Below are 23,212 nucleotides of genomic sequence, written 5' to 3'. Positions count from 1 at the left end.
CCCTTCAAGGTGGGCGAGTGGAACTCCTCCTCCAAGGTGCTCACCGTCGTCCGCAACGAGAAGTGGTGGGGCACCAAGCCCGCCCTCGAGCGCATCACCTGGCGTGAAATGAGCTCCCAGGCAGAGCAGGCAGCCTACAAGAACAGCGAAATCGACTACGCGGACGCCAGCACCCTCAGCTCCTACAACGAGCTCTCCGGCGTGGCAAACACCGACATCCGCAAGGGTAGCGCCCTGAGTGTTGGCAACTACGAAATCAACCCCGAAAAGGTGCCCCTGCCCGTCCGCCGCGCATTCGTGGCAGCCCTCAACCGTGAGCAGCTGCAGAAGCTGCGCTACGAGAAGCTCGGCTGGAAGGAAACCCTGCCCGGCTCCATGTGCATGCTGCCCATGCAGGAGGGCTACCAGGACAACTACCCGACCAAGCTCGGCAAGGATGTCGCCACCAAGATTCTTGAGGATGCGGGCTACACCAAGAGCGGCGACTACTACGCCAAGGACGGAACCAAGGCTTCCTACCCGGTCATTACCTTCGGTAGCGATCCGGTCGTCAGCTCCACCGCGCAGTTCCTGGTCCAGCAGATGAAGGAGATTGGCATCGAGCTGACCATCGAGAACCACGGTGCCTCCGAAATGTCGAGCATCATCTCCTCGAAGAACTTCGCGATTAAGACCGGCGGCTACGGCATCACCACCTCCCCGGTGGATGCAGCGAACTACTTCTACATCTCCGAGACCAACAACGGTCACGGCAAGGACCTGGACTCGCTCGCAGCCACCATGATGTCTACCGAGGACCCGAAGGAACAGCTCAAGATCATGAACGAGCTGGAGAAGCGCCACCTGGACGAGGTCGCCATCTACGTGCCCACCCACAACGGCCCGAACTTCAAGGCGTGCCGTAAGGGCCTGGCGAACTACGGCCCGATGCTCTTCGGGCTGCCCTACTACAACCCGAACGTGTGGATCAACGTCGGTTGGGAGAAGTAAAAATCTTAAGCGTTGAGCACCGCTCACACACTCCATAAGGGGTAAAAGCGCTACAGCGGCGTGTTACAGAAGGATTAAAACCTTCTGGAGCACGCCGCTTTCAGCGTTTTAGATGGGGTCGGCGAGGATATACTTAAAACGAAGTGAGCTGTCCGCTCACACCCGGTCGAATGTCCTCCCCGTCGAGGCCTCGTCCGGAGGAAGCCCGAGGCGCACCGTATGCGACGAGGCCTTCCGCAACACTGCGAATATTCTAGGAGAATTTCAATGACGAGCCTTTCTGTCTCCCGCCGTACCCTCCTGACCGGTAGCGTCGCCCTCGGCACCGTTGGTCTACTGGCTGCCTGCGGTGGCTCCAAGGAAAAGGTTGGCGGTAGCGCCTCTAACAACGCCGAAGACATTCTGAAGAACCTTCAGATCAACAAGCAGGACCGTTCCTCCCTCAAGCAGGGCGGTACCCTGACCCTCGCGGCTACCGCCCTGGGCCCGAACTTCAACCTGCAGACCCAGAGCGGCTACACCTCCAGCAACCTGGACGCACTGGCACCCTGCAACATTCCCGCCGTGATGGGCTTCTACACCATGAGCCCCGACGGTAACGGTACCCTCAACCCCGAGTTCTGCACCGAACACAAGACCGAGACCGTCGACGGTGTGCAGACCGCAACCTTCAAGATCAACCCCAAGGCTGCCTTCAACGACGGCACCCCCATCGACGTGAACGCCGTGCGTGCAATGTGGAAGGTCTACAGCGCAGTCACCGACAACCCCTACCACATCACCGATAACCAGATGTGGCAGCAGGTTGAGAGCATCGAGGCCGTGGACGGCGACGACCGCCACGTTAAGGTCACCATGAAGACCCCGTACTACCCCTCCGAGGGTCTGTGCGCCTTCGCGATTCACCCCGCTCTGGAAGACGTCAACCTCTTCAATGACGGCTTTGTCGACAAGCCCCTCGACCAGTACTGGGCAGGCCCCTTCAAGATTGGCGAGTGGAACTCCTCCCAGAAGGTGCTCACCCTGGTCAAGAACGACAAGTGGTGGGGCACCCCGGCTCTGCTGGACCGCATCATCTGGCGTCAGATGGACTCCGACGCAATCCGTGCAAGCTTCAAGAACGGCGAACTGGACGCCTTCACCTTCGTGGGTGCAACCAGCTACAACGCTGTGAAGGGCCAGGCAGGCACCGAGATTCGCCAGGGCCAGAACACCAACGTCAACATTATTCAGCTGAACCCCAAGCGCATCGAGGACCTGGCACTGCGCCGCGCAATCCTTGCATCTGTGGACCGCGAGCAGATTGCTAAGGCATACTTCTCGCAGCTCGGCTGGACCGAGCCGCTGCCCGGCTCCATCATCGCGATGCCGTTCCAGAAGGGCTACCAGAACAACTACGAGGGCGAGTCTGGCGCTCAGGCAGCCGCCAAGATTCTGGAGGCTGCAGGCTACTCCAAGTCCGGCGACTACTACGCTAAGGACGGCAAGGTTGCTGGCTTTGCCCTGACCTCCTTCGGTTCCGAAGCTGTCTACCAGGCTGTCTACCAGATCCTGGAGCAGCAGCTGAAGTCCGCAGGTATCCGCCTGAGCTCCGACAACCAGCCTCAGTCGAACTCCAACTCCGTGCTCGGCCAGAAGAGCTACGAGGCAATCTTCACCGGTTGGGGCGTTCTGCCCGACCTGGCTTCCTCCGCACCCTACTTCTTCACCACCGAGGTGTTCGGAGTCGGTGACCCCGAAGTCGATAAGCTCATCGAGAAGCTGCAGAACACCGAGAACGATGACGAGCGCATCAAGATCGCCAACGAAGCGGAGAAGCTCTACTACGAGAAGGTCGCTGTGTACCTGCCCTACGGTAACGGCCCGATGTACGCCGCTGTGAAGGCAAAGGTTGCGAACTACGGTCCGTCCCTGTTCAAGCAGAGCTACACCAGTGCTGACTACTGGGTCAACGTCGGCTGGCAGGAATAGAGTAGGCGAGAGTAATACCGTTTCAGGTAATGCTCTAGTCATCCTGTAGGACGCAGAATCCCGGGTGCTCTCGCAAGAGAGCGCCCGGGATTTTTCTGTGCTCTTTCGGGGCCTATGTAATTACAAAAAGTGGAGGAGGAGAGCCCACACCCGCCGCTACCACTCGCCCATGTATAGGGAACGCTCCTGCAGGTACCTCAACAGGTTCGGGTTCTGCCGCAGATAGAAGATGCGGTAGATGCCGCCTCCAGCGACGATAAAGACCAGCGGGAAACCCAAAATCACGAGGACACGGCTCATATTAGCTGGCAGATCAAAAGGAGCGCTGCTGGTTGCGACCAGCACAATCCATAGAGAATATCCAGCGCAAGCTATCGGGGTACCCCACATGCCGCGCACCAGCCAGCTCACCAGCGTTACCGCAATGACCCACGCGAGTGCCAACGTGACCTGATGCCGCTCCGCGTGAGCCCAGGGGAGAGCCCCCACGTAGATAATTGCGGGGATGCCCAGGTAACCGGGGATATTCAGTGAGGCAAGAATGTTTACGCAAAAGTAGCCCAGGAAAATAGCGCTCAACGACGAAGACAGGAACAGATGCAGGGGTATCACGCCATCGCCGCTATAGGCTGCGGTCGGGCCCGCGTACACGGTTTCAAACATGAGGGTTAGCGGAGTCATCATGTATTCAATCCAGACCACCAGCGCGAAGGCACCGAAAATGCCGAGAGCCTGCATCAGCGCAATCAGCCGTGAACGCGCATCCCGAGGAATGGTGAAGCTTTGACCCTTTGCCCTAACGCCCCAGAGATGAATAACGGCTACCATTGCCGCGATGCACAGCACCCAGCGCAAGAGGACGCCGGGCAGCTCAGGAAGACCGCCGTAAGCCCCCGTGGAGGGGTTACCCCAGGCTCCGGGGAGCAGCGTAATAGCGTGAGCACCCTCGGGGAGACGGGCGGAAGAGGCAAGCCGGTGCGGCTCATAGATAACCCACCACAGAAGGAACGCGGGAACCAGCACGGAGAGTTTACGCAGCAGAACCGGGAACGGCGGGGAATCGTAGACGAGCGCCTCAAGGTTGAGCCGGCGCATCAGCCGCCGAAAAGGAGAAAGAGCGAGTAACTCTTTTTGCCGCTCTTCCCACACCATAGTCTCAGAAGACATCATCGTACTCCCTATCACGTGAGAACTTCCTTGTTGAACTTGTTATCACACTAGCAGAAATACCCCCCCGCCAGTGGGTATACCAACGTTGGACCGTGTCGAAATTAGGGTATAAGGAAAGGGACCCCGCCACGATGGCGGGGCCCCTTAGAGCCTCAGAAAGCGAACTACTTAGTGGTCACCTTCAGGACGGTGCTCAGGTTCTGGTGAGCAACGCCCGGCAGACCCTTCACCTCAGCAAACTTGCGGGTGTTGGTGACAATCACCGGGGTAATCAGCGGGTAACCCGCCTCCTTGATGACCTCGGGATCGAACTCAATCAGAGTGTCGCCGGCGGCAACAACATCGCCCTTGGCAACCTTCACGCTGAAGCCCTTACCATCAAGGTTCACGGTATCCAGACCAACGTGAATCAGCAGCTCAATGCCGTTCTCCAGCTTCAGGCCCACAGCGTGGCCCGAGGGGTAGGTTGCGGCAACCTTACCGGCTGCGGGAGCAGCAACAGTGGTGCCGGTCGGCTCAATCGCCACACCCTCGCCCAGCTTGCCAGCCGCGAAAATCGGGTCCGGAACATCAGACAGAGCAACGGCGGTACCCTCAATCGGGGCGTGCAGCTCAATGACCTCACCGGCTGCAGCGGGAGCCGCGGCGGCAGGAGCGGCAGCCTCAGCCTTGGGAGCCTCCTCGGCCTTCTTCTCCACCTTCTTCTCGGCGGGAGCAGCGGCAGCCTCAGCAGCCTCTTCCTTCGCACGCTGAGCGGCGTGCTTAGCGGCGTCGTCCTTCGACTCGTAACCGAAGACCAGCACACCGGCCATCGCGCCGAAGAAGGCAATAGCCAGGCCAATCACGTACAGGTACGAGGGCTGCATAGCCGGAATCGACAGCAGCGAGGTGAACGCAAAGGCGTAGGACTTAACGCCCAGCATCGAAATGGTCGCACCACCGATCACAGCGGGAACCAGAATAATCGGAATCACGCGCTTGTAACGGAGCACAACACCGTACATGGACGGCTCAGAAATACCGCCCAGCAGACCGGACATCGACGCACCGATAGCGGTCTGGCGCAGCTCGCGGTCCTTCTTGGCGCGGATAGCCACACCGGTCACGAGGCCGAACACGGCGAAGTTGTACGCACCCATGGGGGACTGAATGAAGTCGGTACCCATGGTCTGCAGGTTGTTAATCATCACGGCGTTCAGCGGCCAGTGCAGGCCCAGCGGAACCATGAACAGGTACAGGCCGGCAATCAGGGCACCCACAACACCGGGAGCCACATCGTTAATCATCTTCAGGAAGTCAGAGATGCCCATAGCCACACCGATACCAATCGGGCCCACCAGGAATACGGTCAGCGGAACCAGGATCATCACCGAAATCATCGGCACGAACACCATCTGCAGCATCGAAGGAATAACCTTCTTCAGGAAGCGCTCCAGCGGAGCCAGCAGAGCAACAGCCAGCAGCGGCGGGAAGACCTGGCCGGTGTAGCTGAACGCGTACAGCGGCAGATCCAGACCGAAGAACGGAACGTTCAGAATCTTGGTGGCGGGGTCAGCCAGAGCGGTCAGATCGGTGAAGGTACCGGTCATCAGAGCGGCGGGGATAGCCGCACCAACCCACATGTTCGCGCCAAGACGCTTAGCGGCGGTAGCACCCAGCATGATGGGCATGAAGTTCAGCACCGACAGCGAAGCGGCCTTCAGGATGTACCAGAAGGCGTACTGCTGCATCCACTGGTTGTTCAGAGCCTTAGCAGCCTCGGGGTCAGACAGGCGCGCGCCGTTGACGATGTCGACGTTCACGGTCTGACCGGTCAGGTCGGTGTACTGGCCGAAGAAGCCCAGCTGCTGCAGGAACACGATGAGGGTCAGAATCATCGAGGTACCCAGCAGGGCCCACAGCAGCGGACGGAAGGAGTCAGACAGAACGTCGAAGACGTTGGTGAGCCAGCCGGCCTTCTTGCCATTAGACTCTGCCGGAGCCTCGCTCTCAGCATGCTTCGACATGGAGGGCAGCGCGTTAATCTCGTTGTACACGGCCTCAACGCGGTCACCCAGCACCACCTGGGTCTGGCCGGACTGCTCAATCACGGTGAGCACGCCGGGCAGGGACTTAATCTTCTCGTTCTGCACGGCCTCGTTCGACACGGGGGTCACACGCAGGCGGGTCGCGCAGTGCGTCATGTGCGAGATGTTCTCGGGGCCGCCGAGGCCGTCGAGAATCTTCTCGCCAAGTTCGCGGTTGTTCACGATACTTCCTTAGATATGCGGTCAAAGTCTATGCACAGGGTGAAATCCGGACGGCCGGGTGGGGGTGGGAAAACAGCCGCGCTACGCGCAAAAAGCTTCCCAAAAACACAAAAGACCCGAGCGCTCTCAACCGACGGTCGGGGCGGATGCCCCGTACGGGTACAGCGATACGGCGCGACCACCGGCTACGCGCCGGAAGCTACACTACCGCTATGGTGTTGAGTCGCTCAGGTCTTGCCTGCCAATCCAGTAACAATCCTGTTAAGAGAGGGATACCCCTTCTCAATAGTTCCCTGTAACTTTAAGGGTTTTCCCAGGTTCAGGGCAAGATGGATACAGGAAACTCCCAGAAGCTGTTAAAAATTTCCGCAAATGGATGCGACCCCCGGGCGGGTCACTCGGGCGAGCCAACCGACGGGTAAAGGCACAAAGCGCGGAGGGCCCCGCATCCTCGAAACGAGAATACGGGGCCCTCCAAAAGTCCCAGCCGGGGCTACCCTGGGTAGGGCAACGAACTACTTCGCGGTCTTCTTCGGGACGAAGCTCAGCGAGGCCACCTCAAGATCGGGGTAGTGGCGCTTCTGCCAGCGGCGGTTGCGATGCGCATTCACCTCAATCAGAGCCGCGCCCAGGGCACCGGCACCAATTGCAGTCCACAGCAGGTGCGGAAGCACAGTAACGAACTGGTGGTACTCCACTAGGATCGGCACGAAGAGCGCCGCGAAGAACACCGCCAGCAGCGCACCGAAGAGCAGCACACGGGCACGGTTCAGCGGGCGGGCCACGGCGGCCAGGTTCCACAGGCCCATCATGACCAGGGTAATGAACGAAGCCGTCTGCACCTGGCGGATATCGCCGATGTGCATCCACAGCGAAGCGGCCGTCACCAGCAGCAGCATGGCCACCACAATAATCGAGTTCGGAACCGTGTAGTTCAGCACGCGGCGCAAGAAGCCCGGCACGTAGCGGCGCGAGTTCGGCAGCAGGGTCAACGCGAAGGAAGACGCACCCACAATCAGGAAGTCAGCGGTCGAGTACTGGCGCGGCAGGAAGGGGAACACCCAGCCGAACAGGCCAAACACCACGCCCAGCAGAATCGCGAAACCGGTCTTCGTCAGGAACAGGTTCGCCACCATCTCAATGTTCGTAATGACCTGACGGCCCTGCTCCAGCGCAGCCGGCAGAGACGAGAACTTACCGTCCAGCAGAACCAGACGAGAAACAGCCTTCGTCGCAGGAGCCGCGTTACCCATCGCAATACCCAAGCTTGCATGCTTGAGCGCCAGAGCGTCATTAATGCCGTCACCGGTCATCGCCACCACATGGCCGCGTTCCTTCAGAGCAATGACCATGTTCTTCTTCTGCTCGGGCGACACACGACCGAAAATATTGTGGGTCGCGGCCGCCTCAGCAAGCTCCGGACCGTCCTCGGGCAGGGTAGAAGCATCAACCGCGCCGGCGGAGGTGTCCATACCCGCAGTCTTTGCGGCGGCGGCAACCGTGAACGGGTTATCACCCGAGAAGACCTTCAGCGTCACACCCTGACGGTGGAAGTACTCCACAATCTCCGGGGCGTCCGCGCGCACGTTCTCGCGGAAAATCACGAACAGAACCGGGGTAGCGTCCGCCGGAATCTTCTGGACGGGCTCACCCTTCTCGTTACGCACCACGGCCGCGGCATGGGCCAGCACCATCGTGCGCAGACCCAGAGCCGCTAGCTCGGCGGCGCGCTCGCGCTCGGCGGTGCCCTTGGCGAGCAGCGCCTCCGGGGCGCCCAGCAGCCAGGCCCCCGAATCCTTAAACTCAATCGCGCTAAAACGCAGCGCCGACGAGAACGGCACGATGCCGCTGACGGTAGCCGAGGAAGCCTGCGGGAAGCCGCCGGTCAGCGCTGCGGCGGTCGGATTTGCGTTCTCATCGTGGCCGAACCACGACAGCGCCTCGTTCCAGCCGGTCGGCAGGGAGGCACGCCAGGAGGTGTTTTCGGCAGAGTCAGCGTCGGGGCCCTCAGCCACCGCCTCGGTGGTCAGGGGACGCACCGAATCAAAAATCACGCCACCTTCGGTCAGCGTGCCGGTCTTATCGAAGCAGACCACGTCAACGCGAGCCAGCACCTCAACCGCAGGCTGCTCCTGCACCAGGATATTGTGCTTGCGGCCCAGAGCCACGGCTGCCGCGGCGAAGGCCAGGGTGGTCATCAGCGCCAGGCCCTGCGGAATCATCGAAGCCACCGAAGAGACCACGGCGATAGACACCTGCTCCCACATGTGGTTCTGCTCCACGGCCTCCAGGCCACCGGCGGCGCGAATCTGACCCCACAGAACCACCGGAATAATGACGGCCAGACCAATCGTAATCCAGCGGACCACGAGGTTCAGGGCATCGCGCAACTCAGACTGGATACGCGAGAACTGGCGCGCCTCGTCGGAAATCTTGCTGGCTCGCGAGTTCGCACCCACGTGAGAGAGCAACACGCGACCGGTACCACCGAGTACGCTCGAGGCCGAGAGCACCATGTCGCCCGGGCGCTTCGCAATCGGGTCGTTCTCGCCGGTCAGCAGGGATTCGTCCAGCTCCAGCGAATCGGAGGTGAGCACCACGGCATCGGCGGGAACCTGATCGCCGCGCTTGAGGACCACCACGTCGCCCTCCACCAGCTGCTCCATGGGAACCTCGACGGTCTTGCCATCGCGCACAGCGGTTGCGGGGGAGCGGTCCAGCAGGGAGATGCGGTCCAGCTCCAGCTTTGCCTTGTACTCCTGCACGAAACCGATGACCACGTTAGCGATCACAGCCCCCAGGAAGAGGAGATCCGCCCATCGCTGGTACACAATCACCACGGCACCGCAGGCGCCCAACACAAAGTTGAAGACTGTGAACAGGTGCGCACGCATAATGCTCCACAGCGTGCGAGAAGACTTCGTGTTCTGGGTATTGACCTTACCCTCAGCCGTCAGGCGTGCAACGTCATCGCTGGTGAGGCCGTGCTGGGCTATATCAAAGGAGCCGCTATGCGCCGCTTCGGAGTACTCGGGAACGTATCCGGCGACAGCACTCGCGGTTGTTCTCTGCTCGTGAGGCTGCTGAGGGTCCATGCAGGGGTCTCTTTCTCGAAGGGGTCTCTAGGGGCGCCGTTCAACCGACCGGGGTCCGAGGGGCGCTACCTTTCAGTGTATCGGTGCGGGCGGGGATAAAGATAATCCCGCACCTGTTAATCAACTGATAGTTGCCAGCATAACGAACGGGAATTTATATATATGAATATTGGAATATATTGAGGTGGGAAGAGCAGATGCTATACATGAGCCTGAACCGTCCACCGAGCACACACGAAGGGGCGGATGCTTTCACAAGCATCCGCCCCTCTCAAGCGTTAACCATCTTGGGTGTTAGCCCTTGGCAACCTCACCGAAGTGAGCTGCAAGAGTACCCTCGTGAGCTGCACGCAGCTCATCCAGGTCAATGGAAACCTCATCCTGGAAATCCAGAGCGTTCGACTCAGCATCCACCACACCAATACGTGCGAAGGGGAACTGGCGAGCGGTGCACATATCCTTGAAGCGCACCTCCTCAGAACGCGGAACCGAAACCACAACGCGGCCCAGGGACTCCGAGAACAGCAGGGTGAACAGGTCCAGACCGTCACGCTCAGCAACCTCACCCAGACCAATGCGGGCACCGGTGTTGAAACGCAGGCAGGCCTCCACCAGAGCCGCAGCCAGACCACCAGCAGATACGTCGTGAGCGGCATCAATCATGCCGTCACGAGACATGTTCACCAGCATGTCGCCGAGCTGACGCTCCAGAGCCAGATCAACCTTCGGGGGCAGACCGCCCAGGTGGCCCTTGAAACGAGCCCACTCGGAGCCGTCCAGCTCATCGCGGGTGGTGCCCAGCAGATAGATGGCCTGGCCATCGTGCTCGGGAGCCCAACCCGACGGGGTGCGGCGGGTGACGTCATCCATCACACCCATCATCGCCACCACGGGGGTCGGGTTAATAGCCTTACCACCGGTCTGGTTGTACAGGGACACGTTACCGCCGGTCACCGGAACACCCAGCTCCATGCAGCCATCAGCCAGGCCGCGAACAGCCTCGGCGAACTGCCACATGACGTCCGGATCCTCGGGGGAACCGAAGTTCAGGCAGTCAGACACAGCCACGGGGCGTGCACCAACGGTCGCAACGTTGCGGTACGCCTCAGCCAGGGACGCGCGAGCACCCTCGTACGGATCCAGGTAGGCGAAACGCGGGGAGGCGTCGGTCGCCAGAGCAACACCGAGGTTGGTGTTCTCGTCCACGCGCACCACGCCGCCGTCGTCCGGCATGGACAGGGCGGTGTTGCCCTGAACGTAGCGGTCGTACTGGTTGGTAATCCAGGACTTGGAGCACATGTTCGGGGATGCCATGAACGCCTTCAGCGCCTCGCCCAGCTCCTTACCGCGCGGGCGGGAATCGTCAGCAGCCGAACCGGTGAAGTGGTTAGCCTGGACGTCGTCCTGCCACTCGGGGCGTGCGTAAGGACGCTCGTAGGTGGGGCCGTCGTGTGCGACGGTGCGGGGGTCAACATCCACGATGACCTCGCCGTCCCACTCGATGACCAGGCGGCCGGAGTCGGTGACCTCACCGAGGAAGGAGTACTCCACGCCCCACTTGTTCATGATCGCTTCGAAGCGCTCCACGTTCTCGGGGGAGACAACGGCCATCATGCGTTCCTGAGACTCAGACATCAGAATCTCGCCCGGAGTCAGGGTGGGGTCACGTAGCAGAACCTTGGTCAGGTCGACGTGCATGCCGCCCTCACCGTTAGAAGCCAGCTCGCTGGTTGCGCAGGAAATACCCGCGGCACCCAGGTCCTGGATACCCTCAACCACGGAGCCCTTGAACAGCTCCAGGCAGCACTCAATCAGAACCTTCTCAGCGAAGGGGTCGCCCACCTGAACGGCGGGACGCTTCGAGGGCTTGGTGTCGTCGAAGGACTCCGAAGCCAGCACCGACGCACCGCCGATGCCGTCGCCACCGGTGCGCGCACCGAAGAGGACAACCTTGTTGCCCACGCCCGATGCGTTTGCCAGGCGGATGTCCTCGTGACGCATGATGCCCACAGCCAGCGCGTTGACCAGCGGGTTTGCCTGGTAGCAGGAGTCGAACTCGACCTCGCCACCGATGTTCGGCAGGCCCAGGGAGTTACCGTAGCCACCGATACCGGCCACCACGCCGCCAACCACGCGAGCGGTGTCGGGGTGATCAATCGCGCCGAAACGCAGCGGGTCCATCACCGCAATCGGGCGGGCACCCATCGAAATAATGTCACGCACAATACCGCCCACACCGGTAGCGGCACCCTGGTAGGGCTCCACGTACGAGGGGTGGTTGTGGGACTCAATCTTGAAGGTCACGGCCCAGCCGTCACCAATGTCGGTCACACCGGCGTTCTCACCGATACCGACCATCAGGTCCTTCTTCATCTCTTCGGTGACCTTCGCACCGAACTGCTTCAGATGAACCTTAGAAGACTTGTAGGAGCAGTGCTCGGACCACATGACCGAGTACATTGCCAGCTCAGCCGCGGTGGGGCGGCGGCCCAGAATCTCCTTGATATCCTCGAACTCGTTCTCCTTCAGGCACAGCTCGGCCCAGGGGAGTTCGGTGTCCGGGGTAGCTGCCGCATGCTCGACGGTGTCGAGGTTAAACTGCTTTTCGCTCATAACTTCTTAGAATCCTTGTCGTGCTTTAGCGGGCGTTAATCAGGTTGGAAAGAACCGAGGTGAACACGCCGAGACCATCGGCGCCACCGCGCAGGGACACCGAACCGAAACCGGAGGACGAAGGACCGAAGCCCGGCTCCACAGCGTGCTCCGGGTGCGGCATCAGGCCGACCACGTTACCGCGCTCGTTGGTAATGCCGGCAATATCGTTACGGGAACCGTTCGGGTTGAAGCCAACGTAGCGGAACACCACGCGACCCTCAGCCTCCAGGGCCTCCAGGGTCTTAGCATCCGCAACGTACTGGCCGTCCTGGTTCTTCAGAGGAACAACAATCTCCTGGCCGGCAGCGTAGTTGCTGGTCCAGGAGGTGGTGTTGTTCTCAATACGCAGGGTCTGGTCACGGCAAATGAACTTGCGGTGATCGTTCTTAATCATCGAACCGGGCAGCAGGTGAGACTCGGTCAGAATCTGGAAACCATTGCAAATACCCAGAACAGGCAGGGGCGAAGAACCGGAGGTACCCGAAGCGTTAGCGGCATCAATCACCGAACGCATCACGGGAGCCTTCGCAGCAATAGCGCCGGCACGCAGGTAGTCACCGTAGGAGAAACCACCGGGAATAATGACGGCATCAACATTCTTCAGATCAGCGTCGTCGTGCCACAGCTCAACGACGGTACCGCCAGCCAGACGGACAGCACGTGCGGCGTCACGGTCATCCAGAGTGCCGGGGAAAGTCACCACGCCAACGCGTGCATCGGCGAAGGCGGGGTTCGGAGCGGAAGTAGAAAAGTCGCCAACCAGGGGGACTTCAGTAGGTGCGAGGGACTCTGCCATAGGTCTTAGTCCTCCAGAACCGAAACGTTCACGACGTTTTCAATCACGGGGTTGGACAGCAGCTCCTCAGCAGCCTTGCGGGCAGCTGCGAGGTGCTCCTCAGTAGCCTCACCCTCGACGGTCAGCTCGAAGCGCTTACCCTGGCGAACATCCACGAAGGAATCAACACCGATACGGGGCAGCTCGTGAGAAATAGCCTTACCCTGCGGGTCAAGAATTTCGGGCTTGAGCATAACATCAACAACAATACGGGCCATGTGTGGGCACTCCTTGGGTGCGTGGGTTCTGTATGAGCCGTATCTCATCTTACCGTACTAACGACCGTAACGGGGGTATGCGTTCGGTTGGTGGATGCCCTAAGAGGCTCGAATCACGTCTTTTACGCCTCGAGGGGCGGAAGATAGCGCTCGCACACCGCAAGCAGGCGCTCGCGCAGGCCAATCGAACGCTCGGACAGCTCACGCTGAATACGCACGTACTCTGCCTTACCCTCGGCAGTCTCCACGGGAATCGGCTCGTAGCCCCACGCTCGAATCTCGTAGGGGGCCGCGCGCATGTCCAGCTCGCGAGCGTCCCAGGCCAGGTCGAAGCAATCCATGACCAGAGTTGAATCAACCAGCGGCAGCAGCTTGTACGCCCACTTGTACACGTCCATGTTCGCGTGCAGGCACGCCGGCTGCTCCAACACGCGCTGCGTCTCACGGGTGGGCTGCAGCTCGTTCATCGGCGCCGCCTGCGGCATGAAGAAACGGAACGCGTCAAAGTGCGAGCAGCGGATGCGGTGGCTTTCCACCACCCGGTCCGTGCCCTCCGCACCCAGGCGCAATTCCAAGTAGTCGTGGCGGATATTGTTCTCCACCGACTTGTACGCCATCGCCCACTCGTGCATGCCGAAGCAACCGAACTGGCCCTTCTTTGCGGCCGTATTGCGCAGAATCTCGTGGGTGAAGGCGAGGGCGGTGGCACGGCGCTCCACGAAGTCGGTGACGTCCACGGTGACGGCGGAGGCGGACTCCGCCTGGGCGCGCGCCTGCTCGGGGGTGCAGCCAGCGTCAAGGAGCTCCTGTTCGGTTGCGGGTCGGTAAAAACGCCAGGAGGCGCGCTCGGGGGCGTCCAGCAGAATGATGCCGGCGCCGGGGTGCCAGCGCTTGAACTGGCCGGGCTTGAGAGTGTAGTAGGTGAAGAGGAAGTCCTCAACGGGGTGCACCTCGTGGAGGGCGCGACGCTGCGCAAAGGGGTCGGCGTAGCGGCCGGCGCGCACCTCGTGGGCGGCTGCGGCAGCACGCCATTGACGGGCATCCATCACCTGGGAAAACACAACACTACTCATGCTTCTAGCCTAAACGATGCCGCGACAAGGTATGGCGTGGAATCTACCCACCGGAAGGTGGTGCGTAAAACTCACGTTCAAAATCGACAAACTGTGGGCTATTAATCACCACAGTCCGGAGATAACGGGCAAATTGACCCGCCCCAGCCCGTTCAAGTGCGCGAGGAATATCAATCTCCGTGAACCCCTTAGAACGAGCATAAGATTCCTGGACGAGATAAACCTGTGCGAAGAGAGAAGGGTGGGTGTATTCGGTAATCTGCATCAGAAAATCATCAGCGCTGAGCGTCTCGTAATTTTGGACATTCTGAGCTTCTTCCGTTGAAGCATAGCCGAGCAGTTTACGGTCATCGGTGACCAGCGCGTGCATGCCGCCATGTTGGGCTGCGGCATGCACGTGAAGATCGTCCGTATCGGGGAAGGAAGCAGGAGCTTCAACAGGAAACCCGGAGATGCATGAGATGCAGGACTTAATGATTTGTTGCTTCCAGTTTTCAATGACGGCGTCGCTTATCGCTGGATTGGCTCGACGAACGTGGTAGCCAAACTCATCCATAATTCCGCTGGAGACGTGAGGCGTAAAGAACTCGTATTCACTCTTCACCGCCAACAATAAAATCCAATCCCGAGAGTCTTGGACATCAGAATATTTGTACCCAGCAAAACAGGGTATTCGGCGGCTACCATGCGGGCCCTCCGAGGGTATCAACAAAGCCGTGTTCCTCCTCGAGCTCCCAGAGCTCTTTGAGGGCTTGCTCCTTCTGTGAAACAGTCTTTTTGAGTAGCTCCTTGCGGAAAGCGTCAGCATCCTCAGTACGGATACGGAAATGGGTACCCACCTTATGCGCCGGAAGGTCACCAGAACGAATAGCCTTCATGAGTGTCGGGCGGGAAACACCGATGCGCTGCGCCGCAATCGTCGTCGTCAAATCGTGAGGGACAACCTGAACATCGATACTTTGCCCGTTAGCCAGGGCATGCAGGACATGCTGAATGACCTGGTTGAGGGCATCGCCAAGCTGCTGGCTTTCTCGGCCCGAAACGGTCAGCTCAATGGTGGTTTCTTCAGAGTTCTTAAGGATTTCCCGTGCCTCTGCGCGAGCCTGATTGAGGGTATCTTCCTCCAGAGGGGTGGTTAGGGTTGTGGTCATTATCTTCTCCTTGGTGCTGTTGCCGGCAGAGCCAACGTCCGAAGATGCCACGCCGGTGGGGTGAATATCATTCGGTGAGAGGCTCATCCACGGTTGATACAACCCTACCCCTATCTGAAATAACTGTAAAGCATTTCAGTTATTTCACCTGTGCACTGATAAAAGGGAGGGGCGGCGCCGGACCAAACCGGCGCCGCCCCTTACCGAAGCGTACAGCTCGCGAACGAGCTAACCCTCTCAACCCTAGCGGCCGGTGCCACCGTACACGGTAGCCTCGCCCTCGGTGTCCAGGCCGAACGCGGTGTGCACCGCGCGAACGGCCTCATCCAGCTTGCTCAGCTCAGTAATCACCGAAATACGAATCTCAGAGGTCGAAATCATGTCGATGTTCACGCCCGCCGAGGACAGCGCCTCGAAGAAGGTGAACGAAACGCCGGGGTTGGTCTTCATGCCCGCGCCAACCAGCGACAGCTTGCCGACCGACTCGTTGTAAATAACCTCCTGGAAGCCCAGCTCAGCCTTGGCATCCTCCAGCGCCTTCAGCGCGGTGGGGCCCTGCGCCTGGTTCAGGGTGAAGGAAATATCGGTCACGCCGGGGCGGTCGGTGGGAACGTTCTGAACGATCATGTCCAGGTTTACCTTCGCCTCGTTAATCAGGCCGAACACCTTAGCGGCCGAACCGGGAACGTCCGGAACGCCAACAACGGTAATCTTTGCGCGGGTGCGATCGTGCGCGACACCGGAAATCAGGGGCTGCTCCAAGGGAATCTCCTTCAGATGAATGGGGGTCAGTTCCGCGGACTCCTCCGGAACCACGATAGTGCCTTCAAGGTCCGAGAACGAAGAACGCACGTGAAGCTTCAAGTTAAAACGACGAGCATACTCGACGCTACGCAGGTGCAGAATCTTTGCACCGTTCGCCGCCATCTCCAGCATCTCCTCGCTGGTGATGGTATCCAGCTTGTGCGCGGTCGGCACGATGCGCGGGTCGGCGGTGAACACGCCGTCCACGTCCGAGTAAATCTCGCACACATCGGCGTTCAGCGCGGCGGCCAGCGCAACGGCGGTCGTATCGGAACCGCCGCGGCCCAGGGTCGTAATGTCGCCACTCTGACGGTTCATGCCCTGGAAACCGGCCACAATCGCGATATTTCCGGCCTCGACGGACTCACGGATGCGATCGGGGCGAACCTCCACGAGGCGCGCCGAACCGTGCACGCCGTCGGTAATCATGCCAGCCTGCGAACCAGTGAAGGACTGCGCCTTAGCGCCCAGGTCGTTAATGGCCATCGACAGGACGGCGGTCGAAATGCGTTCACCGGCGGTCAGCAGCATGTCCAGCTCACGCGAGGGAACGACATTGCTGGTGACCTCTGCGGCAAGGTCGAGCAGCTCATCGGTGGTGTCACCCATAGCGGACACCACGACGACCACATCGTTACCTGCCTTCTGAGTGTCCACGACGCGGCGGGCTACGCGCTTGACGCCCTCCGCATCCGCTACGGAGGAACCGCCGAACTTTTGGACGATCAGGCTCATAGAATTCTCCAGGTCTGTTATATCTGTGCCGCCGGCAGAGCGCCGGCTCCTCACCTATAGTAGACGGCGTTCAGGCCGGGCGGCTAACTTGCCAGCCGTGTGTATTGACTTGTGGAATATTACCGAATGTTACGCGGGCCGTGGCGGGCCCGGGAGCGCGAACCCTACCGCGCACGTACTAGTGGTGGAAGGCTAGGTCCACGGGTTCACGTAAGTCACGCCCGGCAGCGGCGGGACGTCCGGCTTCGGGGTGCGTAACGGGGCGTTCTGAATCGAGCGGATGCGCTCCTCGTAGTCGGCGCTGCGGAACACCTCGTGAGCCTCCTCGGGCTCTTCGGGGTTCTCGGAGGCAGCGGAAGCGGCGGGGCCCTTGGAAACGGTGGGGTCCTCGGGGCTTTCGGGCGTTTCGGCGTTCTTTGCTGCGGGTTCCTTGGCGGTGGGTTCGGCCTCGGGGGCCTCAGCCTCGCCGTTTTCGGCGGCCGGAGCCTCCCCGCCGTCCTGCAGGACCCGCTCGATGAGCTGCTCATCCACCGTGGCCTGCACTCCGGCGGGCGCGGGAGCCTCACCGGCGGGAGCGCCCGGTGCCTCCAGGTCGTCGAACATACTGGAGTTCCAGCGGCGGCGGCTCTGCTTCGCCTCCTCGGCACGCACCGCGGCGGCCTGCTCGCGCTCCTGTTCTTCCTCGCGGTTAGCCCGCTCAAAATCCTCGGCGGCGGTGTGAACCGCGGCGGTGCCCTCGCTGATCACGCGGCGACCCTCCAGCGCGCGACCCAGGGTGATTTCGTCGGCATACTCCAGGTCGCCGCCCACCGGCAGACCCGAGGCGAGGCGCGACAGGCGCACACCCAGCGGCACGAGCATGCGCGACAGGTAGGTCGCGGTCGCCTCACCCTCAAGGTTCGGATCCATGGCCAGAATGATTTCTTGGATACGCTCATCGGCCAGGCGGGATACCAGCTCGCGGATGCGCAACTGCTCCGGGCCCACGCCCGCCAGCGGGTTAATGGCCCCGCCGAGCACGTGGTAGCGGCCGGTGAAGGAACGGGTACGTTCGATGGCCACGACGTCCTTGGACTCCTCGACCACGCACAGCACCGACGGGTCGCGGCGCTCATCGCGGCAGATGGGGCACAGCTTCGTCTCGGAAACGTTGCCGCACTCTTCGCAGAAGCTCACGCTGGTCTTCACCGTGGAAATCGCGTTGGCCAGGCGCGCCATATCGGCGGCGTCAGCGTTCAGGATATGAAAAGCGATGCGCTGAGCCGACTTGGGGCCCACGCCGGGGAGGCGTCCGAGCTCGTCAATGAGGTTTTGTACTGCACCCTCGTACATGCTTCTCCAATCTGCCGTGGTCCGCGGTGAGTGTCTAGGATACTCCGCGTTGGGGCCGCTTCGGTACCAGTGTGGCCCAACCCCCTGACAGCTTAACGGGGATTCGGGCAGAAAAATGCCCGCCGGCGCCGAAAATTCCTGTCATTCTCGGCGCCAGCGGGTGCGTTGGACGCGTTGGGCGGCTCATCGGAACGACGGACCGAAACGCGTGCCCTTGGGGGTCTAGCCCTGGTGCAGGGGGCGCTCGTCGATGACGGTGCCGCCAATAATCTTCTCGATGGCTCGCAGGCCGATGAAGGTGCTGTTTTCGACCTTCTCGTCGTCCTCCGAGATGTAGTCCTCCTCGGTCACGACGTGCACGGGCTTCGCGGGCACCACCTCGGATGAGGCGGGCTCGGCGGGAGGCTCGGGCTCGGTAACCGGTTCAGCAGCCGACTCATTGGCCGGCGCCGGGGCCAGCGGTCCCGCCGCCAGAGGACCGGCGGCCAGGGGGCCGGCGGGTGCAATCGGCTCAGCCGCGGGGGCCGCTACGGAGGTTTCGGGAGATACCGCCTCGGAGGTCGCCGCCTCGGGAGCCGCGGGCATTGCCTCGGCCGGTTCGTCGTAAGAGGGATCCGCATCATAGGGCGGCTCGTCCTCGAACGGAGGCTCCTGCGCATCGCTACGACCGGGGACCTCCTGCGGAACCCGGCTGCCGGAGGCCGCGAAGGAATCGCGCTCACCAAAGCCGCCGGCCGGAGCATCCGTGCCGGGCTGAGAGAGCGGTCCTGCGTGGGGGCTCGACTCAGGCTGGGCCGGAGGCACCTGGGCGGGGAAAGGCTCTGCGGGGGAGGGCCCCACGGCGGCCGCGGGCGTAGCCTCCTCGCTCTGCGGGATGGGTGCCACGTCCCAGGCGCCCAGGGGCGCATCCACGCTGGTGGCTGCCGGAGCCGCGGCGTCGTTCACTGGCTGACCGTGGCGACGCCACGCATCCTCACCGCCGCGGGGACCTTCCGCCAGGGGTGCGGTGGGCTGCTGGGGAGCCTGCGGCGCGGCGGGCTGAGCCTCCCGCTGGGGTACAGGGGCGCCCGGCTTGAGGGGCTCGCCGGGCTTGACGACCTCGGCGTGAATCGTCACGGGGCCGCGCAGGAACTCGCTCACGCGGGCGGTCAGCTCGGGGACGTAGCCCTTGACCGCGCGCAGGGTTGCGATGTCGGCGCGCACGTAGAGCACGGTGCCCTCCATGCGGGCGGGGTAAACCTTCGCCAGCTGCTCCGCGGAACCCGGAACGCTCATTCGGTTAAGGATGGCACGCCAATTGCCCTGGACCGCCGACAGCGGGTCATTCGGATTAAGCTTCAAAGGTGCTGAGGGAGTGCCCTCCGGAGCGGCATCAGCTGCAGGGGAAGCCGGGGCACTCGGCGCCACCGGAGCATTAGGTGCCGCCGGGGTGGTGCCCGCCAGGGGCGCACCAAGCGGAGCGGCAGGAACCCGAGTCGAAGGTGCCTGCGTTGCCGGGGCCAGGGGCGCAGAGCTAAGCGGCCCACCGGTCAGTGGGGGAGCACCCGCCCCCGCCTGCTGAGAAACGCCCTGCTGAGCCGCCTCCTGATCCGGGGCGCTAGGAGCCTGCGCATTAGGCGCCTGAGTCTTAGGGGTCAGGCCTGCCGCAGCCATGCCCGCCGCACGCGCGGCCGACATACCCGCCGGGGCCTGAGAACCGGTCTGCGCGCTCGCCGGGGCAGAACCACCGGCGGCCACGCGACGCTCCAACACCTGCAGGCGCGAGGCCAGCGCCGCAACCTCCGCGCCGTTCGCCGAGCCCTCCTCCACCGGCAGAAGCAGGCGGGCGCACAGCAGCTCCAGCTGAAGCTGCGGGTTAGCGGTGCCCGTCATACCGTTCAGCGCATCGTTGACGGTTCCCGCCGCCAGGGTCAGCTCACGCTCGGTCAGCGCCTGAGCCTGAGCGGCCAGGCGCTCCAGCTGATCCTGCGGAACACCCTGCAGAATCTGCGCGGCCGATTGCGGAACGGCCTTCACCACGATCAAATCGCGCAGACGCTCCAGCAGGTCCTCCACAAAACGGCGAGGATCCTGACCGGTTGCCACCACGCGAGACACCGCGCCAAACAGCGTTGACGCCTCCCTGGCACCCAGCGCCTCTACGACCTCATCCAGTAACTGGGCGTGCGTGTAGCCCAGCAGGGCCACCGCAAGGTCGTACTCAATACCCTTCTCGGAGGACGCACCAGCCATCAGCTGATCAAGAATCGACAGCGAATCACGCACCGAGCCACCGCCGGCACGAATCACCAGCTGCAGCACGCCCGGCTCCACCGCCACCTGCTCCTGGTCGCACAGGGACTGCAGATACGGCAAAAGAATCTCCGGCGGCACCAGGCGGAACGGGTAGTGGTGGGTACGCGAACGAATCGTGCCCAGCACCTTATTCGGCTCGGTCGTCGCGAAGATGAACTTCACGTGCTCCGGCGGCTCCTCCACAATCTTCAGCAGGGCGTTAAAACCCTCGCGGGTGACCATGTGGGCCTCGTCAATAATGAAAATCTTGTAGCGGTCACGCACCGGCGCCAGGGTCGCGCGCTCGCGCAGGTCACGGGCGTGGTCCACACCGCCGTGGCTCGCCGCGTCCATCTCAATCACGTCGAGGGAACCGCCGCCGTCACGCGAAAGCTCACGGCACGAATCGCATACGCCGCACGGGGTGGGGGTCGGGCCCTGCGCGCAGTTCAGGCAGCGCGCCAGAATACGGGCCGAGGTGGTCTTACCGCAGCCGCGCGGTCCGGAGAAAAGGTAGGCGTGGTTGACGCGGTTCTTCTCCAGGGCCGTCATGAGGGGCACGGTAACCTGCTCCTGCCCGATGACCTCGGCGAAGGTCTCGGGGCGGTAACGACGATAAAGGGCAGTGCTCACGGCAACCTCTTAAGCTCGGGGATGCGGATAGGACAGTCCCTACCATTTTAGACGCTTTACCCCGCGCCCGAGCGGCCCGCCGTCACCGCCCGGCGAACCCCCGCCGGAGGTTCGGGTGCGGTGTTTGCACGGGCTCTGTTCAAGGGTGCGCGACCGGGTGCCGCGAGGATGCGCCGGCCCGCAACCACCGCGCGTTCGCCCCGAGTTCCCAACGCGCCAAAAATCCGGTACACTGGTTCTTGCCTCTTACGTGGCGTTATCTTGGAAAACTCCCCCAGGACCGGAAGGTAGCAAGGGTATTCGAGCTATGACGGGTGCGTAAGAGGTTTTTCTATGCCCGAAAACAAGCCTTTCTCCTGAGAACGCGCACCCGTCATGTCCGTCTCACTGTCGTTCGACGGCTTCAACCCAGGATTTATATCCTCGCTCGCTCGGAATCCTGGGTTTCAGCGGGTGCGTAAGAGGTTTTTTCATGCCCAAAAACGGGTGCGTAGGCAGTCGGATACCCGCCACGCTCAGCAGTAATGTGCTTTCTATTACTTTTCCCTCATAAAGCTTGCGCGGCATCGCAAACCTGTAGTAAAGTCTTATTCGTTGCCTACGCAATGCGCAGGGAACATAGCTGGAGGATTCGCCTAGCGGCCTATGGCGCACGCCTGGAACGCGTGTTGGGTTAACAGCCCTCGGGGGTTCAAATCCCCCATCCTCCGCCACCGATCCCCGGTCTTAGATTCTAAGGCCGGGGATTTTTTGCACCCTTGCTACTATTTCCTCAGAGCCCCAACGGGCCCGCGCCGCCGGGCGCCCGCAAACCTGCAGAAAGCACCACCATGATTTTCAAAAAAGTAGGCGACAGCCGCCCCTATCCCCAGCACGGCATGACCCACGCCGACTGGGGCGGTATCGCGCCGCAGCAGGTGCGTCTCGACACCCTCATCACCACCCAGAAGACCCTCAACCTTGAAACGCTCCTGGCCGAGGACTCCACCTTTTACGGCGACCTCTTCCCGCACGTGGTCAAATGGGGCGGCGAACTCTACCTGGAGGACGGTGTGCACCGCGCGCTCCGCAACGCCCTGCACCGCCGCGCCGTCATGTACGCGCGGGTGCTCGACCTGGACTCCATCTCACCGGCGCTGTTGCCCGGGGCCCGCAACTAGGCAACGCCGGGCGGCTTTCCGAGCCCGGACCGCGCGGTTGCCCGCAGAACCGTACAACGCAGGTGCCGAGCCATTCTATGAACGGCTCGGCACCTGCGTTTTAAAGTTTTAACGTATATCTGCGCGACGGAACTCCGTCGAACACGCCACCGCGGTAGAAAGGGGCCTACGCGGCATCCTTCTGGCCGGAGTCGTCCTGCGCGAGGGCCAACTGGGGCGCGAGTTCCTCGGAGTCCAGGCGTACCGGGTTGCCCTCGGTATCGAAGCGGGCGCCCAGACCCATCTGAATAAAGCGAATCGTGTTGAGAATCTGGTGCTCTCGGGTCTGCTCGTCCGGCGCGTCCTCGGTGCGTCCCGCGCTCGAAGAAAGCGAGCCGTGCACCAGCATCGCCAGCTCGCGGATATCGTTCTGCGGAATGTACTTCTCGGCGATGGCCGCCGAAAGGATGTTCGCCAGGACCATCTGCAACTCCTGCACGTGCTTGCCGAGCTTCGCGTAGGACTCGGGGGAGAGCATGGAGCGCATGGCCGGGCCCGGGGGCAGGTGGCGGCGCGCCAGGTCGTTGATCTGCAGGCGGATGTACACGGCCAGTTGGTCGATGGGGTTCTCGATGCCCTCCAGACCTTCGCGTAGCTCCTTGAGGAAGCGTTCGGTCTCGTCCAGGGCGTAGGCGACCAGTAGTTCACCCATGTCGGCGAAGTAGTTGTACACGGCGGTGCGGCCGATGCCCGCGTTCTTGGCGACGTCGGTCATGGTCAGGCCGGGCAGGCCTCGGGTGTAAAGAATCTCGCCGAAAGAGTCCAGGATGGCGCGCTTGGTGTTCTCGCGCTGGGCGGCGTTGGTGGCTGCAGAAATACGTGGCATAG

16 protein-coding genes, 1 tRNA gene and 1 other RNA gene are annotated in these 23,212 nt (G+C 61.9%); 5 read left to right on the top strand and 13 right to left on the bottom strand.

The genetic code is table 11. From position 1 onward, the window contains the following. A partial coding sequence (locus HMPREF2874_RS09425) for an ABC transporter substrate-binding protein (RefSeq protein WP_246823726.1) occupies positions 1-990 on the top strand: 990 nt, incomplete at its 5' end. 267 nt (positions 991-1,257) lie between these two features. Further along, positions 1,258-2,961, top strand: coding sequence for an ABC transporter family substrate-binding protein (locus HMPREF2874_RS00285; protein ID WP_070648334.1), 1,704 nt, complete (start codon positions 1,258-1,260; stop codon positions 2,959-2,961). 156 nt (positions 2,962-3,117) lie between these two features. Here HMPREF2874_RS00285 and HMPREF2874_RS00280 read toward each other — a convergent pair whose 3' ends face one another. The 12 genes from HMPREF2874_RS00280 to HMPREF2874_RS00225 all read right to left on the bottom strand — a co-directional run bounded on the left by HMPREF2874_RS00280 (position 3,118) and on the right by HMPREF2874_RS00225 (position 21,185). Then, entirely contained in the window at positions 3,118-4,128 is a 1,011-nt protein-coding gene (locus tag HMPREF2874_RS00280) for a dihydrodipicolinate synthase (protein ID WP_070648573.1), read from the bottom strand. Positions 4,129-4,295: 167 nt separating this feature from the next. Further along, the gene (locus HMPREF2874_RS00275; protein WP_070648332.1) at positions 4,296-6,380 is read right to left on the bottom strand and encodes a glucose PTS transporter subunit IIA; all 2,085 of its coding nucleotides are present in this window, start codon (positions 6,378-6,380) and stop codon (positions 4,296-4,298) included. A 515-nt stretch (positions 6,381-6,895) separates the two neighbouring features. Continuing rightward, the gene (locus HMPREF2874_RS00270; protein ID WP_070648329.1) at positions 6,896-9,475 is read right to left on the bottom strand and encodes an HAD-IC family P-type ATPase; all 2,580 of its coding nucleotides are present in this window, start codon (positions 9,473-9,475) and stop codon (positions 6,896-6,898) included. Between the two features lie 294 nt (positions 9,476-9,769). Continuing rightward, positions 9,770-12,088, bottom strand: a complete 2,319-nt coding sequence (gene purL / locus HMPREF2874_RS00265; RefSeq protein ID WP_070648327.1) for a phosphoribosylformylglycinamidine synthase subunit PurL — start codon at positions 12,086-12,088, stop codon at positions 9,770-9,772. 25 nt (positions 12,089-12,113) lie between these two features. Beyond that, positions 12,114-12,926 carry a phosphoribosylformylglycinamidine synthase subunit PurQ gene (gene purQ / locus HMPREF2874_RS00260; RefSeq protein WP_070648325.1) on the bottom strand — a complete coding sequence of 271 codons (813 nt, stop codon included), beginning with the start codon at positions 12,924-12,926 and terminating at the stop codon, positions 12,114-12,116. Positions 12,927-12,931: 5 nt separating this feature from the next. Next, the gene (purS, locus tag HMPREF2874_RS00255; protein WP_070648323.1) at positions 12,932-13,183 is read right to left on the bottom strand and encodes a phosphoribosylformylglycinamidine synthase subunit PurS; all 252 of its coding nucleotides are present in this window, start codon (positions 13,181-13,183) and stop codon (positions 12,932-12,934) included. 122 nt (positions 13,184-13,305) lie between these two features. Beyond that, a complete protein-coding gene (locus HMPREF2874_RS00250; protein WP_070648322.1) occupies positions 13,306-14,256 on the bottom strand; it encodes a 3-methyladenine DNA glycosylase in 951 nt (316 codons plus the stop codon). A gap of 43 nt (positions 14,257-14,299) precedes the next feature. Next, the gene (locus HMPREF2874_RS00245) at positions 14,300-14,812 is read right to left on the bottom strand and encodes a PIN domain-containing protein (RefSeq protein WP_246823725.1); all 513 of its coding nucleotides are present in this window, start codon (positions 14,810-14,812) and stop codon (positions 14,300-14,302) included. Positions 14,813-14,936: 124 nt separating this feature from the next. After that, positions 14,937-15,407, bottom strand: a complete 471-nt coding sequence (locus HMPREF2874_RS00240) for a helix-turn-helix domain-containing protein (protein ID WP_070648571.1) — start codon at positions 15,405-15,407, stop codon at positions 14,937-14,939. A gap of 243 nt (positions 15,408-15,650) precedes the next feature. Next, complete coding sequence (locus tag HMPREF2874_RS00235; RefSeq protein ID WP_049333969.1) at positions 15,651-16,946, bottom strand: aspartate kinase; 1,296 nt, start codon at positions 16,944-16,946, stop codon at positions 15,651-15,653. Between the two features lie 192 nt (positions 16,947-17,138). Continuing rightward, positions 17,139-18,278 carry a recombination mediator RecR gene (gene recR / locus HMPREF2874_RS00230; RefSeq protein WP_070648320.1) on the bottom strand — a complete coding sequence of 380 codons (1,140 nt, stop codon included), beginning with the start codon at positions 18,276-18,278 and terminating at the stop codon, positions 17,139-17,141. A 222-nt stretch (positions 18,279-18,500) separates the two neighbouring features. Further along, positions 18,501-21,185, bottom strand: a complete 2,685-nt coding sequence (locus HMPREF2874_RS00225; protein ID WP_070648319.1) for a DNA polymerase III subunit gamma and tau — start codon at positions 21,183-21,185, stop codon at positions 18,501-18,503. Positions 21,186-21,422: 237 nt separating this feature from the next. On the opposite strand from HMPREF2874_RS00225, the gene ffs reads away from it, so the two are divergent. The 3 genes from ffs to HMPREF2874_RS00210 all read left to right on the top strand — a co-directional run bounded on the left by ffs (position 21,423) and on the right by HMPREF2874_RS00210 (position 22,345). Next, positions 21,423-21,519, top strand: an RNA gene (gene ffs, locus HMPREF2874_RS00220) — signal recognition particle sRNA small type. A gap of 290 nt (positions 21,520-21,809) precedes the next feature. Then, positions 21,810-21,898, top strand: a tRNA-Ser gene (locus tag HMPREF2874_RS00215). A 117-nt stretch (positions 21,899-22,015) separates the two neighbouring features. Beyond that, complete coding sequence (locus HMPREF2874_RS00210) at positions 22,016-22,345, top strand: type II toxin-antitoxin system VapB family antitoxin (protein WP_049333972.1); 330 nt, start codon at positions 22,016-22,018, stop codon at positions 22,343-22,345. Positions 22,346-22,511: 166 nt separating this feature from the next. Here the strand turns inward: HMPREF2874_RS00210 and HMPREF2874_RS00205 are convergent, their stop codons facing one another. After that, positions 22,512-23,210 (bottom strand): TetR/AcrR family transcriptional regulator, encoded by a 699-nt coding sequence (locus HMPREF2874_RS00205; RefSeq protein ID WP_070648317.1) that lies wholly within the window; start codon positions 23,208-23,210, stop codon positions 22,512-22,514. Positions 23,211-23,212 lie beyond the last annotated feature (2 nt).

Source organism: Rothia sp. HMSC068F09 (genome assembly GCF_001812775.1).
Taxonomy (GTDB): domain Bacteria; phylum Actinomycetota; class Actinomycetes; order Actinomycetales; family Micrococcaceae; genus Rothia; species Rothia mucilaginosa_A.
The sequence above is the reverse complement of the archived record's forward strand: the minus strand, read 5'-3'. Positions and strand labels throughout refer to the sequence as shown.

Excerpts from the sequence above, each read along its gene's own strand:
- HMPREF2874_RS00210 (WP_049333972.1), top strand. The coding sequence starts at position 22,016 with ATGATTTTCAAAAAAGTAGGCGACAGCCGCCCCTATCCCCAGCACGGC.
- HMPREF2874_RS00285 (WP_070648334.1), top strand. The coding sequence starts at position 1,258 with ATGACGAGCCTTTCTGTCTCCCGCCGTACCCTCCTGACCGGTAGCGTC.
- HMPREF2874_RS00205 (WP_070648317.1), bottom strand. The coding sequence starts at position 23,210 with ATGCCACGTATTTCTGCAGCCACCAACGCCGCCCAGCGCGAGAACACC.
- purS (WP_070648323.1), bottom strand. The coding sequence starts at position 13,183 with ATGGCCCGTATTGTTGTTGATGTTATGCTCAAGCCCGAAATTCTTGAC.
- HMPREF2874_RS00270 (WP_070648329.1), bottom strand. The coding sequence starts at position 9,475 with ATGGACCCTCAGCAGCCTCACGAGCAGAGAACAACCGCGAGTGCTGTC.
- recR (WP_070648320.1), bottom strand. The coding sequence starts at position 18,278 with ATGTACGAGGGTGCAGTACAAAACCTCATTGACGAGCTCGGACGCCTC.
- purL (WP_070648327.1), bottom strand. The coding sequence starts at position 12,088 with ATGAGCGAAAAGCAGTTTAACCTCGACACCGTCGAGCATGCGGCAGCT.
- HMPREF2874_RS00250 (WP_070648322.1), bottom strand. The coding sequence starts at position 14,256 with ATGAGTAGTGTTGTGTTTTCCCAGGTGATGGATGCCCGTCAATGGCGT.
- HMPREF2874_RS00245 (WP_246823725.1), bottom strand. The coding sequence starts at position 14,812 with ATGGATGAGTTTGGCTACCACGTTCGTCGAGCCAATCCAGCGATAAGC.
- purQ (WP_070648325.1), bottom strand. The coding sequence starts at position 12,926 with ATGGCAGAGTCCCTCGCACCTACTGAAGTCCCCCTGGTTGGCGACTTT.
- HMPREF2874_RS00280 (WP_070648573.1), bottom strand. The coding sequence starts at position 4,128 with ATGTCTTCTGAGACTATGGTGTGGGAAGAGCGGCAAAAAGAGTTACTC.
- HMPREF2874_RS00235 (WP_049333969.1), bottom strand. The coding sequence starts at position 16,946 with ATGAGCCTGATCGTCCAAAAGTTCGGCGGTTCCTCCGTAGCGGATGCG.
- HMPREF2874_RS00240 (WP_070648571.1), bottom strand. The coding sequence starts at position 15,407 with ATGACCACAACCCTAACCACCCCTCTGGAGGAAGATACCCTCAATCAG.